This window comes from Roseobacter sp. MED193 (genome assembly GCF_000152965.1).
In the GTDB taxonomy this organism is placed as follows: Bacteria; Pseudomonadota; Alphaproteobacteria; order Rhodobacterales; family Rhodobacteraceae; genus Pseudophaeobacter.
Genome location: NZ_CH902583.1, coordinates 1734601 through 1748895 on the forward strand (window position 1 = coordinate 1734601; position 14295 = coordinate 1748895).

A 14295-nucleotide genomic window follows, 5' to 3' on the forward strand; every position below is an offset into this window, starting at 1 on the left:
ACCCCGATTTAGGCGAGACTCGCCCCGGCGCCACTAAATCTGGGGGAAGCTCTTTCTCCCCCCTGTTTACCCGTTGATCGCCAAGGTTTCTTCCAGCCATCTTCTATGCTACGATTTTTCCATAGCAGGCAAAAACGTCAGCCGGAAAACCGGCGGCAAGAGGCAAAAATGGCAGATATCGTGCAGATCAGGTGTAATCGCCTGATCCGCGGGCAGCGGGCAAGGGCCCGGTCTGTGCTGTGGATCATGGGTGTTGTTCTCTTTCTTGGGATGGCGCTGATTCCCCCAACCCAGGCCCAAGCGGCGCCCTACGCGGCCGTCGTTGTGGATGCGCGTACGGGTGAGGTGCTGCACTCGCGCAATGCAGATGCCCGATTGCATCCCGCTTCATTGACCAAGATGATGACCCTCTACATCGCCTTCGAAGCCGTGCGCAACGGCGAGATCTCTCTCGACCAGAAGGTCCGTATCAGCAAGAATGCCGCCGCAGAGCCCCCCTCGAAGCTGGGGCTCAAATCCGGCCAGCGGATTGCCTTCCGCTATCTGATCCGCGCCTCTGCGGTGAAATCAGCCAATGACGCCGCCACCGCAATTGGGGAGGCCATTTCGGGATCAGAGGCCGCCTTTGCCCGGCGCATGACCCGCACCGCCAAGGCGCTCGGCATGTCACGGACCACGTTCAAGAATGCCCATGGGCTCACCGAGGCCGGGCATCTGTCGACCGCCCGGGATATGACCAAACTGGGCCGCCATATCCTGTATGACTACCCGGAGTATTATCACCTGTTTTCGCGGACCTCGATTGATGCGGGGGTGAAAACAGTGCCCAACACCAACCGCCGCCTGCTGGCCTCCTACAAGGGGGCTGACGGGATCAAAACCGGCTACACCCGTGCAGCGGGTTCCAACCTTGTGGCCTCAGCCAAACGCGGCGACGAGCGCATCATCGCAACCGTTTTTGGCGGAAAATCCTCTACCTCGCGCAATGCCCGCATCGTTGAACTGCTCGACCTTGGCTTCCGCCGCGCTCCATCACGCGCCAGAGTGCGCGCACCGGGGCGTCCAGCCTATGTTGGCAATCAAGGGATTGGCGGATCGACCCAGGTGGCGGCTGCCACCAATGGCGGCGCTGGTAAGACGGTTCGCGTCAATGGATTGGTCAAAACCAGCCTCCGTCCCCTGGCGCGCCCGATCCCGGTTGTTGACCCGGATGTGATTGCCGAAGCGGTGCAAATTGCCACCGCGACTCCGGCCCCTGGGCTGCAAGCCCCAGAGGTCCAAACTCAGGCGATCCAACCACAGGATGCCGCCGAGCAGAGCAGCACAGATATCGATCCCGCGGTTCTACAGGCCAGCATCACCGCCGCCATTGCAGAGGCAGAGGTCTTACCAGCCGCAACCGGACAGAGCCCCAGCGCCAATCCACCTGCAGGCAGCGAAACTCTGACTCTCGCCGCAGCACACTCCGCGCCGACTGCCGCCGTGCAAACGGTTCCCTTTACCGGGCTGCGACCTGTGGCGCGCCCAACCAAATTGGCAAACGCCGTTGTGCCTGCTGACCAGCCGCCGGTGGTGGTCACCCGACTATCGACCTCGGGCGGTCGGTACTGGGGCATCAATGTCGGACGCTACACCAGCGCCTATCAGGCCGAAAAAGTCCTGCTGCGCACCGCGCTGTCGGAGATGGAGACCCTCAACGGTACCCTGCGCAAAGTGGCCAAATCACGACTGGGCTATGACGCCAATTTCCTAGGCATGACCAAGGAGCAGGCGGAGCTCGCCTGCCGCCGATTGAGTGCCCGCAATATCGCCTGCGACACGCTTGGCCCCTAGGCCCTGTGACATCAGATTAACCCGTGGCCGCACTTACCTCGTGACTGGCCGCAGCAAAAGGCCCCTTCCCGAAGGGGCCTTTTTAGTGCCTTCAATGTCGGCTTCGAGCCCAGATCTCCCGATGTTGCATGATGTATCAATGTCCGGAGTACCGATTTGAACAATGCGCTTTTTGCCGTTAATCTTGCTTCATGTCCTTTGCTATTTACGCCCTTTTTCTTTTGCTGTTTGTGAATGCTCTGGTCGCCTTTGGGGTCGCGTTCTATTGGCAGGCAAAGGTTATCTTCACCTTGTATGGGATGTCGGACTGGGATGGCGCATTTAATCCGCCGAAGAGTTTGGGCAACCCAAACAGCCCTCAAAATAGCTTTGGCCGTTTCATAGCTGGTGAACTTTTGCCCGAGTTGCGGCGCAAATGGAGTAAAGCTATCGCATATCTAGTGGTTAGTTTCTTGACGCTTTTCTTGGTCGTCGGGTTTTTAAAGATCTTCGCACCTGAATATCTTCAATGAAGTTAGGTCAGGAAAGGGCATTGTTAGCAAAGCAGCCCTTCGCATCGTTTCTTTTAACGGCAGCAATGTCCCGCTCTACGGCCCTTAGGATACCCTAGAGGTTTTGCGGCCAATTTCTCTGTCTCAAATCAGCGTTCACGGCTTGGGGTGATCGTCCCATTCCTCGCTCAGGATACGGCGTGAGTCCCCTTCGGGGTCGTCATACTGGTTTGAGCGCACCGTATAGACAAAGGCCGCCAAGGCGCCGCCACCCAGCAACAGCGAAATGGGGATGAGATAGGCAAGAACGCTCATGGGCTAGGGCACTTTTGTCGGGGGCGGCGCAGGTTATTTCAGGCGCAGCGCATTAAGGGATACGGTGATCGAAGAGCTAGACATTGCCAGCGCCGCAATCAAGGGGGTTGCAAAGCCAGCTATGGCCAGCGGCACTGCGATCACGTTGTAAAGCGTCGCAATGCGGAAATTCTCGCGGATGCGTTTGGTCGCCTTGCTGGCAACCACACAGGCCTCGGCGATGGGTTCCAGATCCTGGCCCAGCAGCACAATGTCCGAGGCCACCCGCGCCGCATCCAAAGCAGAGGCCGGCGAGATCGAGACATGCGCCGCCGTCAGGGCAGCGGTGTCGTTCAACCCGTCGCCCACCATCAGAACCTTGTGGCCCCGGTCAGACAGAGATTGAATGCGCTCGGCCTTGTCCTCCGGCAGCGCCTCCGCCAGCCATTTCTGGATGCCCAGACGCTGCGCCAGATCCTCGACTGCGGCGGTGGTATCGCCGGAGATCAACAAAACCTCTTTGCCAGCCGCATGCAGTTGCGCCACCGCCTCGGCGGCACCGGGGCGCAGCGCATCGTGGAACAGGAACCCACGTGGCGCAGCCCCTTCACCGGTGTCCAGCCAGGCTGCCGTTTGACTGCCCTGGTCAGCCCCCAACCAAGCGGCACGGCCCAAGCGTACGGTGCGACCCATATACTGGCCTTGGGTACCAAAGCCTGGGCGTTCCTGCAGGTCGGTAACGTCGGCCGGAGCTATTCCCGCCGTACGTGCCGCAGCGGTGAGAGCCCGCGACAGCGGATGCGAAGAGCCTTCCGCCAGCGCCAGGGCGATTTCCAGCTCGGCGCGGGTGAAGACTTCGAGGTTTTCCAACTGCGGGGTCCCCGTCGTCAAGGTACCGGTTTTGTCAAAAACCACGGTATCCACTCCGGCCAGACGCTCCAACGCGGTGGAATGTTTGATCAACATGCCCTTTTTGAACAACCGCCCCGAGGCCGCCGTGGTCACCGCAGGCACCGCAAGACCCAGCGCGCAGGGGCAGGTGATGATCAAAACAGCCGCCGCAATATTCAGCGCCATGCGCAGATCAAAGGTGTAGAGATACCAGCCCACAAAGGCCAAAGCCGAAAGGATATGAACACCCGGGGCATAAAGCTTGGCGGCGCTATCGGCCAGCGAGGTATAGCGCGAGCGGCCAGACTCGGCGATCGCGACCAGATCCGCCATCCGGTGCAGCGAGGTGTCCTCGCCCACGGCCTCAGCCCGGACCACCAATGGGCCGGTCAGATTGACCTCCCCTGCCGAAACCTGCGTGCCCGGCGCGGCAAAGACCGGCAGCGTCTCGCCAGTGAGCAAAGAACGGTCCAGCTCGGATTCGCCTGTGGCAATGACGCCATCCACCGGCATCCGACCACCTGGGCGCACCAGGATAAGATCGCCATAGGCCAGATCAGCCACCGGCACCTCGACCTCCGTATCGTCTTCCATACGGATGGCGCGGGGCACTTCGAGTGCGGCAAGTTCCTCGGCCGCGGAGCGCGCCACGGCGCGGGTGCGATAATCCAGATAGCGCCCAGCCAGCAATAAGAAGGTCAGGGTCAGGGCCGCATCAAAATAGGCGTGATCCCCCGACAGGCTGGTCTCCCAAAGAGAGGTGACAAGCGCCAGCACCAGGGCCAGAACAATCGGCACATCCATATTGAGCCGCCCAACCCGTAGGGCGCTCCAGGCATTGGTAAAGAAGGGCTTACCGGCAAAGATCACCGCCGGAAAAGCTATGGCGGCCGAAATCCAGTGGAACATGTCACGGGTGGCGTCTGAGGCCCCGGACCAGACCGAGACCGACAAAAGCATCACATTCATAGAGGCAAAGCCGGCAACCGCCAGCCGCATCAACAGATCGCGCCCGGCACGGTCACTTTGGGTTGCGGCCAGTGTGGCCAGATCCAGTTCATGGGCCTCAAACCCCAGATCCGCGAGCACCGGGATCAGATCATCGGCGCGCACCTCTGGATCGGCCTCAATCAGGGCGCGCTTCAGGGTCAGGTTGACCCGCGCTGAATGAATGCCGGGATGGTCATTGAGCCCCCGCTCCACCTTAGAAATACAGGCCTGGCAGTGGATTGTCGGCAAGGAGAGCGCCAGACGCGCCTCGGTTGGGGCGGTTTCGACCGCCTCGGTTGGGGCGGTTTCGACCGCCTCGGTAGAGGCCGCAACGCAGCCTGGGCATACAGCCATTGCGGGGCGCATCTGGGCCGTCATCTTGATCTACCCTCTTACGTGCAGGATCACCCGCTGGGTGAACTCAGTGCCATTTTTGGCCCGTGCCACCATGCGGATATTCCAGTTGCCCGGCCCAAGATTCGCAGGGGCTACATAGGCGGTTCCGTTAAAGGTGAACTCCGGGATCTGGTCGTCCTGTACATGGGTCGCCCGCCCTAAAGTCGCTGTCAGCTTGGCCACTTCAACAGGCTTGCCTTCGGCATCAGAGATTTCCAGAGTAACCTGATCCTCTTGCGCCGAGGCATAGACCGACCAGCCAAGCGATTGCTGCGCATCGCGCCGCGTATCGAATTCCTGGCTGGCCACATAGGAGTTTTTCACCTCGAGCCCCGGAAAGGTTTTGACCGCATTATAGGCCAGCGCCAGATTGACGCTGATAATCACCCCAAATGCACCGCAAAAGATCATCAATACGTGACGACCTGTCAGTTCACGCGTCCCCTTAGCCATGATCAGTTCCCTTTTCCGTTAAAGGTGGTGTCTTTATAGGCGCGTTCGCCATTGGTGAGATCTTCGACCCAGATTCTGACCGGAGTTGATTCCGCATCCGAAGCCTCAGCCCCTTTGGGCGTCACGATATAGACCCGTTGAAGATAGGCGGTATCCGCTGGAACCTCAACCGAGGCATAGGGCGTGCCTTCGAGCTGCACCCGCATGGCCGGATCGCCTTTGAGCGACAGTTTAAAGGGACGGGCTTCACCATGTTTGTTGCGCAGACGCACATCATAGGTGTTGCGCACCGACCCATCAGACAGGGTGACAAAGGTCGGGTTGCGTACTGGCGCCACGGTCAGATCAATATCTGAGCGAATGAACAGGGCAAAGACCAGCGCAAGGCCGACAAAGCTCCACATCGAAGTATACATAATCGTGCGCGGACGCAGAATGTGCTTCCAGATGTTTTTCGGCGGTTGCCCCGCACGCTCATGGGCCTCGTCCGACAGCGCCATATAGTCGATGAGACCACGCGGTTTGCCGATTTTGTCCATCACATCGTCGCAGGCATCAATACACAACGCGCAGGTGATACATTCCAGCTGCTGACCATCGCGGATATCAATCCCGACAGGGCAGACATTGACGCAGGCCATACAGTCGATGCAATCGCCCTGCGGCGGATCCGCAACATCGGCCTTGCCTTTATTCTTATTCAGCTTGCCGCGTGGCTCGCCGCGCCAATCACGGTAGCCGACCACCAGCGTGTCTTCGTCCATCATTGCGGCCTGAATACGCGGCCAGGGGCAGGCGTAGATACAGATCTGTTCGCGGGCGATGCCACCAAAGAAGAAGGTCGTCGCTGTCAAAACCAGCATGGTGGTATAGGCAATGGGATGCGCCTGGCCGGTGACCAGATCCACCATCAGCGTCGGTGCATCGGCAAAATAGAACACCCAGGCCCCACCAGTGGCCAAACCTATCAGCATCCAAGACGCCCATTTGGTCAGCCGCAGACGTGCCTTGCGAAAATCCATTTTCTTTTGCCGGTGCAGACGCAGGCGGGCGTTTCGATCGCCCTCGATCCATCGTTCCACCAATATGAACAGATCGGTCCAAACCGTCTGCGGACAGGCATAGCCACACCAGACACGCCCCAGGGCCGAGGTAAAGAGGAACAGTCCCAGACCCGCCATGATCAATAGACCAGCCACAAAGTAGAACTCATGTGGCCAGATTTCGATCCAGAAGAAGTAGAAACGCCGATTGGCCAGATCGAGCAAAACCGCCTGATCCGGCAGCGAAGGCCCGCGGTCCCAGCGGATCCATGGGGTGATGTAGTAAATCCCCAAAGTGATCGCCAAAATGTACCATTTTAGGTTACGAAATACACCCGAAACGCGCCGTGGAAATACGGGTTCCCTGGCGGCGTATAGGCTGGGGGCGGGATCGGAATCACTCACGGACTCACTCCACTGAATATATGTCTCTCTAGCTTGGTTCTTTCAAAAGTTAAGGTCACGCTCTTTGACGTGGATCAAAAAGCGCATCGGACAAGCATCTTTATATATCACTTTCAGAAACATTGGTTTTTCGCTGGCGCCGCAACCAAGAGACAAACTGACGCGCCTGCATCCGCTGCACGCCCGGGCGGGTGACAATGTGATAGCCTCGGCCCTCATTTCCGGTGAATAACTCCACTAGGCGCCCCGCCTCCAAATCCTCCAGCACAAAATCCTGCACACTCACCGCGACACCCTGCCCTTCGCGCACCGCCTGCATCAAAAGATTTCCAGGCAATTTGATGCTCGCCCCCCGAATGACCTCGGCCACCCCGCGCGAACGCAGCCAATGTGCCGCCTCGGTGGTGCCCAGCTCTTCGAGCCAGGGCAGATCCAGCAGATCCTCCGGCGCCTTCACCACGCGATCCCGCAACAAGCTGGGATTTGCCACCACAACCATGGGGGAACAGAGCAGGATTTCAGCCTCTAAACCAGCCCAATTCCCGTCGCCGTAGCGCAGCGCAATATCAACGCCTCCGGGCTGAAGCGAGACGACCTCACCACGCGGATCGATCACGAGGTCGATATCCGGATGTTGCATGCGAAACTCTGCCAGACGCGGCATCAGCCAATTGGCGGCAAACATTGGTGTGCAGCTAATATGTAAGGGTCGCGCCGCACCCTGAGTGTTGAGATCCTGCACCGCCGACTGAATGGCCCCAAACCCCAGCAGCAAGGCCTGAGCCAGATGCCTGCCCTCCTCCGTCATCTCCAGAGACCGGCCACTGCGATCCAGCAACGGGGTGCCCAGGTATTCCTCAAGGCTACGAAGCTGCTGACTGATGGCAGCATGGCTGACATTAAGGGCTACGCCCGCCTTAGCGATATTTGCGTGTTCAGCATAGGAAGCAAAGGCCCTAAGGGCGGCAAGCGGCGGCATATTGAGCCAATCCATATGTAATCCTACCTTACATAATATAATTTTTCCTGAGTCGCATCTTGGCCGTTTTGCAGCGACAGTCAAAGGCAGAAACATCAACACAGGAGATTTCAAGATGCTCATCGATATCTATGCCCGCTCCATGATGACCGCGACGCGTCACCCTTGTGTCGAGGTCCGGGACCTAGTTGCACCGGCCTCAACGCCACAGGACCCGGCGCAAAAAGAGATTACAGACAAACGCTTCTCAGCTGTCTTCGCCAGATTGATCAAGCGGATCAAATACCTGACCACTGGGCTACGCCCGACAGTTCGCCATTTGAACCAACCGGTGCGCTGCATTGATCTGCAAAAGCTGTGAGCTGTGAAAGCGGGGCTTGCATCTGGGGCAAGGGGGCAGAGCATAAAGGGCGTCGGCTTTACAGGAAACGCGCGAACAGATCGAAAAGCCGACGCCTGATCCCCACAGCCTAGCACGTCTGGCCGCAGGAATATGTTGCTGACCAATCTCTGCCACCCAGAATAGGCGCAAGGCTAAGTCAGACCATCTCTATCTTGAACGGATTGAAGCAGTCTCTATCGCCATGCGCTTTGACTCTAATCAAACTTGCCAGTTTATCTCCGCTTTGGGCGCGAATAATTGCACCTGGCCTTGGGACAATGCGTCCCGAAAGTCGAAGACCCGTTCCGGGTTCGCGGCTCTCACCTTCGCTGAGGCGTGTTTTGCAAGCACCACCACCGCATGAAAAAGGGCCACCCCAATCGGGCGGCCCTTTGCCTTGGTAATTTCAAACGCAAAAGCGCAGTGATTATTCGCCGCCACCCAGCTGGTGCACATAGGCGGAAACCGCGCGAATCTGCGCCTCGGTCAGGCGGGTATTCCAAGCAGGCATCACACCGTAACGGGCGTTATTCACGGTCTCGCTCAGGGAAGCATAATCGCCGCCATAGAGCCAGATCGCATCCACGAGGTTCGGCGCGCCCTGGCTGCGATCGCCAGTACCATCATCCATGTGGCAGGAGGCACAGTTGTCTTCAAAGACCACGGCACCAGCATCCACTTTAGAGGCGTCCTCGGCCTCACCGGAAAGAGACATGACAAAGTTTACAACCTGGTCGATCTCTTCTTTTTCCAGCAACTCATCCCGACCGAAGGCAGGCATCTCGGAGTAGCGCGCATCATCGCTGTCCTCATTGCGGATACCATGGGTGATGGTTTCGTGGATGTCCTCAACAGTCCCACCCCAGAGCCAGTCATCATCCAGCAGGTTGGGATAGCCCTTGGCACCGGCTGCCCCGGAACCGTGACACTGGGCACACCAGGTCTTGAAAACCGCTGAACCAGAAGACACCGCATAAGAGCCAAGCTCCGGATCGCCCGCAATCGCTGTCAGCTCAGCGGCTTCCAGCTTGGCATTGATTGGCGCGTTGGCCTCCTCCACAGCCTGGATTTCAGCCGCCACATCACCGCGAGTCGACCAGCCCAGAACGCCTGCGGTTGCCGAGCTCAACATCGGCCATGCCGGATAGGCGATGGTGTAACCAATGCCCCAGATGATAGTGGCGTAGAAAGTCCAGAGCCACCACCGTGGCATCGGGTTGTCGAATTCTTCGATACCGTCCCACTGGTGACCCGTGGTGTTTGGATCGTCATCGTATTTTTTGACGGGTTTGCTCATGTCCTCGCCTCCTTATCTGCGGCGGGTGTCGCCTCGCCCTCTACAGGGGCGGGGGCGTCTACGTGGCGAAAGGGAATGCTGGCTGTATCTTCATAGATCTTGGTGCTGCCGGGGCGAAAGGCCCAGGCGACGATGCCCATGAAGAAGACAAATAAGAACAACAACATCCAGCTGTCTGCGAATTCCCGCAGGAGTGTATAGATTTCCATACCTTCCCCTCCTTAGCGGTTTGCATCGGGTGTGAAGGTCGAGAAATCAACCAACGTACCCAGCATTTGCAGATAAGCGATCAGCGCGTCGGCCTCGGAAACACCGGGTTGGCCATCAAAGTTCCGCACGCTGACCTTTTCGCCGTAACGTTCCAGCAGGCCATCATAGTCACTGTCAGGATCCGCCTGGGCCTTAAAGTCAGCCTGGGCACTTGCCAGCATGTCTTCGGTATAAGGCGTGCCTAGCATCGCATTTGCAGCCAACAGATCGCCGATATACTTGCCGTCGATCATCTTGCGCTCAAGGAAGCTATACTTGGGCATCACAGATTCCGGCACCACAGACTGCGGGTCGCGCAAGTGATCCACGTGCCACTCGTCCGAATACCGCCCCCCCACACGGGCCAGATCAGGCCCGGTGCGTTTGGAGCCCCACTGGAAGGGGTGGTCGTACATCGACTCCGCCGCAAGCGAGTAGTGACCATAGCGTTCGACCTCATCGCGCATTGGGCGGATCATCTGGCTGTGGCAGGTGTAGCAGCCTTCACGGATGTAGACCTCACGTCCTGCCATTTCGAGAGGGGTGTAAGGGCGCATGCCCTCCACCTTCTCGATTGTGTTTTCCAGCCAGAACAGAGGTGCGATCTGCACCAGGCCCCCGATGGTCACGACCAGAAAGCTGCAAACCAGCAGGAGGGTCGCGTTAGTCTCGAGGATTTTATGTTTGTCGAGAATTGCCATTTGCCATTCCCTCCTTATTCAGCCGGAACCGCGACAGTAAGGCTGGCTTCTTTGGCCGGAGCTTTACGGACGGTCATCCACAGGTTGTAGCACATGATGAGAGCGCCAGAGAGGAACATAACCCCACCAAGACCACGCACCACATACATTGGGAACTTCGCTGCCACGGTGTCGGCAAAGGAGTTTACCAGGAAGCCATTGGCGTCAACTTCGCGCCACATCAGGCCTTCCATGATCCCGGTCACCCACATCGACGCGGCATAGAGAATGATGCCGATAGTGGCGAGCCAGAAGTGCCAGGACACCAGGCTGAGGCTATAGAGGCGCTCACGTTTCCACAGAACCGGAACCAGGAAGTAGAGAGCACCAAAGGTGATCATTCCGTTCCAGCCCAGCGCACCAGAGTGCACGTGACCAATGGTCCAGTCAGTGTAGTGGCTCAGCGAGTTCACCGCGCGGATCGACATCATTGGACCTTCAAAGGTCGACATGCCATAGAACCCGATCGAAATCACCATCATCCGGATAACCGGGTCGGTGCGCAGCTTGTCCCAGGCGCCAGAGAGCGTCATCAGACCGTTGATCATGCCGCCCCAGCTGGGCATCCACAGCACGATCGAGAACACCATGCCCAGGGTCGAGGCCCAATCCGGCAGCGCGGTGTAATGCAGGTGGTGAGGACCAGCCCAGATATACAGGAAGATCAGCGCCCAGAAGTGGATGATCGACAGTTTGTACGAGAAGACAGGACGTTCAGCCTGCTTTGGCACAAAGTAGTACATCATGCCCAGGAAACCCGCGGTCAGGAAGAAGCCCACAGCATTGTGGCCATACCACCACTGCACCATGGCATCCTGCACACCAGACCAAACGATAACCGATTTGGAACCCCAGATGGAGACAGGGATGGTCAAGTTGTTGACTAGGTGCAGCATCGCAACGGTGACGATAAAGGCCAGGTAGAACCAGTTGGCCACGTAGATATGAGGCTCTTTGCGCTTGATCACGGTGCCGAGGAAGACCGCCAGATAGGCCACCCAGACAATGGTCAACCACAGGTCAACATGCCATTCGGGCTCTGCGTATTCTTTCGACTGGGTGCCGCCAAACAGGTAGCCGGTTGCCGCCAGCACGATAAAGAGCTGGTAGCCCCAGAAGACGAACCAGGCCAGGTTGCCGCCCCAAAGACGGGCCGCGGAAGTCCGCTGAACCACGTAGAAGGAGGTGGCGATCAATGCGTTACCACCAAAGGCAAAAATCACCGCTGAGGTGTGCAGCGGACGCAGACGGCCAAAGTTGGCAAAGCCTTGTGCCCATTCAAAGTTGAGCGCTGGGAATGCCAACTGAAACGCGATGAACGTCCCCACGAGGAACCCCACAACCCCCCAAAAGGCGGTCGCGACCACGCCAGCGCGGACGACGCTGTCGAAGTATTCATTTTGCAGGCTGCCCGCAGCCGGCTTTGCTTCGCCAGTGCGGCGCAGCGTGTATAGAAACAGACCACCAGCTACGAGCATGACGATTATCGCATGCACCTGGTAAGCCAGATCCCGCGCATAATTGGTCCCGATCATCGCAAAAAGCGTGACCAAACCAAGCGCTATCAGCTTGATATAATTAGACATATTACGTCCCTTCACCATGTCCCGCACGATTCTTAGCGTCGCGTGGAACCCATATATTCTGCGCTTTAGATGCAAAACATGCGCAATCAATGCATTGATCTGCATCAAGACAACTGCCTTTAAACTGTGACAGACCACACAGGGTACGGCTACAAAAACAGCCCTCTTGATTGGAACTCTGAACCTTTATCGCATGAGGTGAAACATGACCTATAAGACCATTCTCACGGTTCTGACCTCGCAGGACACAGCCGAGACCCCCCTGTCACAGGCGGCCTCCATGGCTGAGGCCTTCAACGGCCATACCGATGTCCTGTGTCTCGGCGTCGACCGCACACAAACCGGCTACTATTACGCCGGAGCCAATGCCATGGTGCTGCAAGAAACCATGACCCGCGCCAAGGAAGATGCCAGCGCCTTGCAGTCCCATGCTGAAGACTACCTGAAGAAGGCAGGCGTTCAGTTTTCGACCGATGCGGGCATTGCCCAGATCGCAGATATGGGCCGCCATGTGGCACGCTTGGCGCGGTTTTCGGATCTGGTTGTTCTGGGCCAGCCCTATGGCCAGGGCAAAGGTGTAGAGGCCGAGCCCGTAGTCGAATCCGCACTTTTTGAGGGACGCACCCCGGTTTTGATTGTACCCGATGATGCCGAACCCGTTGGACAGCCCAAAACCATCTTGGTTGCTTGGAATGAGAGCATGGAGGCCATGACCTCTATTCGCAAAGCCATGCCATTCCTCACGGGGGCGGATCTGGTTCGAATCGTTGTAATCGACCCTCCCCAGCATGGCCCAGAGCGCTCAGACCCAGGGGGAATGCTGGCCCAGATGCTGGCCCGCCACGGTGTCAAATGTGAGATTGATGTGCTTAGCAAAACCATGCCGCGCGTGTCTGATATTCTAATCCGCCATGCCACCGATACCGATGCAGGCATGATCGTGATGGGGGCCTATGGTCACTCCCGTTTTCGCGAGGCCATTCTTGGAGGCGCCACGCGTAACATGCTGGAAAAGGCCACTGTTCCGGTCTTTATGGCGCATTAAACGCCCCACAATCCCTACTGCCCCATCGACCCGCTGCTACCAGCGGGTCGTATCTGTATGAGGGTTAGCTTCGCAGATAATGCAGGCCCTGAAACCCAGCCCACGTCTCCCGCAGCTGCTGCGCCGCAGAGGCCTGATCATTTCTGGACAGACAAGCGTGCGTTTAGTCCTCCGCCTGGCTGGGTGGGTTTTCTGCTGCGACCCAGGAACCAAGCGTCGCGCCAGGTGCCATCTTGGCCCAGATTAACTCGCTCAAGGCTGAGCTCGACGCATCGCTGTTCCAACGCAGTGCTAAGAGGGGGCTTGAACGGCGCTGGCGTATTGATGAAGGGTCACGCGGCGCCTTTGGCTCCCCCAAACCGGAAAAACGGGCGGATGCTGGCGCTTTTTGATCACACAGTTCCTTCCAACCCCTCTGATGCAGGATCGGCAGGAGCGACCGCCTAGCTCATATAGCCGCCGTCACTATCGTCGCCAGCTTCCTCGAACAGGCGCCCCATATCCGGCACAGAAACCCGGCGTTTGCCCTCCAAAGCAATCACCCCATCTTTTTTCAGGGCCGACATCTGTCGACTGACGGTTTCCAGCGTAAGGCCTAGGTAATCCGCCATGGCCTCACGGGTGAGCGGCAAATCAAACGTCATTTCATTGACCGCCCCGCGTGGCGTCAGCGAGGCATCACGTCGCGCAATGATCGTTAACAGGCTGGCAATTTTTTCCCGCGCGGTTTTGCGACCCAAAACCAGCATCCACTCGCGGGCGGCATCCAGCTCATCCAAGGTCATCTCTAGCAGGCGATGGGCAATATGCGGCGTGTTTGCCATCAGGTCTTCAAAGGGTTTCTTGCGGAAACAGCACATCACAACATCGGTGGTCGCAACAACATTATAGGCCGCACCATCGCGTCCGGGGCGGCCCACAAAATCGCTGGGCAACAACAAGCCAACCATCTGGGTGCGGCCATCTTCCATGGTTTGGGTCAGCGTCGCGATCCCGGAAACAACCGAGCCGACAAAATTCATCACATCGCCAGACCAAATGATTGGCTGCCCCGCTTCATAGCTGCGGTAGTATTTGATGCCGTCCAGCGCCTCAAGCTCATCTGCCTCACAGCGCGCGCAAACGGCGCGGTGGCGGATGGGACAGTCGGCACAGCTGATATGCGTAATGCTAGGAGCGTTCATGGGCTATCCCGTTTGATCCAAGTCAAAGTTTGCGCAA

General features: G+C 58.1%; 15 protein-coding genes. 5 read left to right on the plus strand and 10 right to left on the minus strand.

The features are described 5' to 3' along the window. Positions 1-168 precede the first annotated feature (168 nt). Positions 169-1833 (plus strand): D-alanyl-D-alanine carboxypeptidase family protein, encoded by a 1665-nt coding sequence (locus MED193_RS10740; protein ID WP_009809748.1) that lies wholly within the window; start codon positions 169-171, stop codon positions 1831-1833. A 191-nt stretch (positions 1834-2024) separates the two neighbouring features. Beyond that, complete coding sequence (locus MED193_RS10745) at positions 2025-2345, plus strand: hypothetical protein (RefSeq protein ID WP_009809749.1); 321 nt, start codon at positions 2025-2027, stop codon at positions 2343-2345. A gap of 135 nt (positions 2346-2480) precedes the next feature. Here MED193_RS10745 and ccoS read toward each other — a convergent pair whose 3' ends face one another. From ccoS to MED193_RS10770, 5 genes are all read right to left on the minus strand, one after another. Continuing rightward, positions 2481-2639, minus strand: a complete 159-nt coding sequence (gene ccoS, locus MED193_RS10750) for a cbb3-type cytochrome oxidase assembly protein CcoS (RefSeq protein WP_009809750.1) — start codon at positions 2637-2639, stop codon at positions 2481-2483. A gap of 33 nt (positions 2640-2672) precedes the next feature. Next, positions 2673-4877: a heavy metal translocating P-type ATPase gene (locus MED193_RS10755; protein ID WP_009809751.1), complete on the minus strand. Its 2205-nt coding sequence runs from the start codon at positions 4875-4877 to the stop codon at positions 2673-2675. A gap of 6 nt (positions 4878-4883) precedes the next feature. Continuing rightward, a complete protein-coding gene (locus MED193_RS10760; RefSeq protein ID WP_009809752.1) occupies positions 4884-5348 on the minus strand; it encodes a FixH family protein in 465 nt (154 codons plus the stop codon). A 2-nt stretch (positions 5349-5350) separates the two neighbouring features. After that, positions 5351-6796: a cytochrome c oxidase accessory protein CcoG gene (ccoG, locus tag MED193_RS10765; protein WP_039966106.1), complete on the minus strand. Its 1446-nt coding sequence runs from the start codon at positions 6794-6796 to the stop codon at positions 5351-5353. Between the two features lie 100 nt (positions 6797-6896). Continuing rightward, on the minus strand, positions 6897-7790 hold the full coding sequence (locus MED193_RS10770) for a LysR family transcriptional regulator (protein WP_009809754.1): 894 nt from the start codon (positions 7788-7790) through the stop codon (positions 6897-6899). 100 nt (positions 7791-7890) lie between these two features. Here MED193_RS10770 and MED193_RS10775 point away from each other — a divergent pair, with 100 nt between their 5' ends. Continuing rightward, positions 7891-8136: a hypothetical protein gene (locus tag MED193_RS10775; RefSeq protein ID WP_009809755.1), complete on the plus strand. Its 246-nt coding sequence runs from the start codon at positions 7891-7893 to the stop codon at positions 8134-8136. A 448-nt stretch (positions 8137-8584) separates the two neighbouring features. Here MED193_RS10775 and ccoP read toward each other — a convergent pair whose 3' ends face one another. The 4 genes from ccoP to ccoN are packed head-to-tail and all read right to left on the minus strand — an operon-like array spanning position 8585 to position 12029. Beyond that, on the minus strand, positions 8585-9454 hold the full coding sequence (gene ccoP, locus MED193_RS10785) for a cytochrome-c oxidase, cbb3-type subunit III (RefSeq protein ID WP_009809757.1): 870 nt from the start codon (positions 9452-9454) through the stop codon (positions 8585-8587). Continuing rightward, positions 9451-9663 carry a CcoQ/FixQ family Cbb3-type cytochrome c oxidase assembly chaperone gene (locus tag MED193_RS10790; protein ID WP_009809758.1) on the minus strand — a complete coding sequence of 71 codons (213 nt, stop codon included), beginning with the start codon at positions 9661-9663 and terminating at the stop codon, positions 9451-9453. The genes ccoP and MED193_RS10790 overlap by 4 nt, the downstream gene beginning before the upstream one ends. Positions 9664-9675: 12 nt before the next feature. After that, positions 9676-10404 carry a cytochrome-c oxidase, cbb3-type subunit II gene (gene ccoO / locus MED193_RS10795; protein ID WP_009809759.1) on the minus strand — a complete coding sequence of 243 codons (729 nt, stop codon included), beginning with the start codon at positions 10402-10404 and terminating at the stop codon, positions 9676-9678. 14 nt (positions 10405-10418) lie between these two features. Then, a complete protein-coding gene (ccoN, locus tag MED193_RS10800) occupies positions 10419-12029 on the minus strand; it encodes a cytochrome-c oxidase, cbb3-type subunit I (RefSeq protein ID WP_039966109.1) in 1611 nt (536 codons plus the stop codon). 205 nt (positions 12030-12234) lie between these two features. Between ccoN and MED193_RS10805 the strand changes: the two genes are divergently transcribed. Continuing rightward, complete coding sequence (locus MED193_RS10805) at positions 12235-13074, plus strand: universal stress protein (protein WP_009809761.1); 840 nt, start codon at positions 12235-12237, stop codon at positions 13072-13074. 233 nt (positions 13075-13307) lie between these two features. Next, complete coding sequence (locus MED193_RS22940; protein WP_157041340.1) at positions 13308-13466, plus strand: hypothetical protein; 159 nt, start codon at positions 13308-13310, stop codon at positions 13464-13466. Between the two features lie 51 nt (positions 13467-13517). Here MED193_RS22940 and fnrL read toward each other — a convergent pair whose 3' ends face one another. Next, a complete protein-coding gene (gene fnrL / locus MED193_RS10810) occupies positions 13518-14258 on the minus strand; it encodes a transcriptional regulator FnrL (RefSeq protein ID WP_009809762.1) in 741 nt (246 codons plus the stop codon). Positions 14259-14295: the final 37 nt, after the last annotated feature.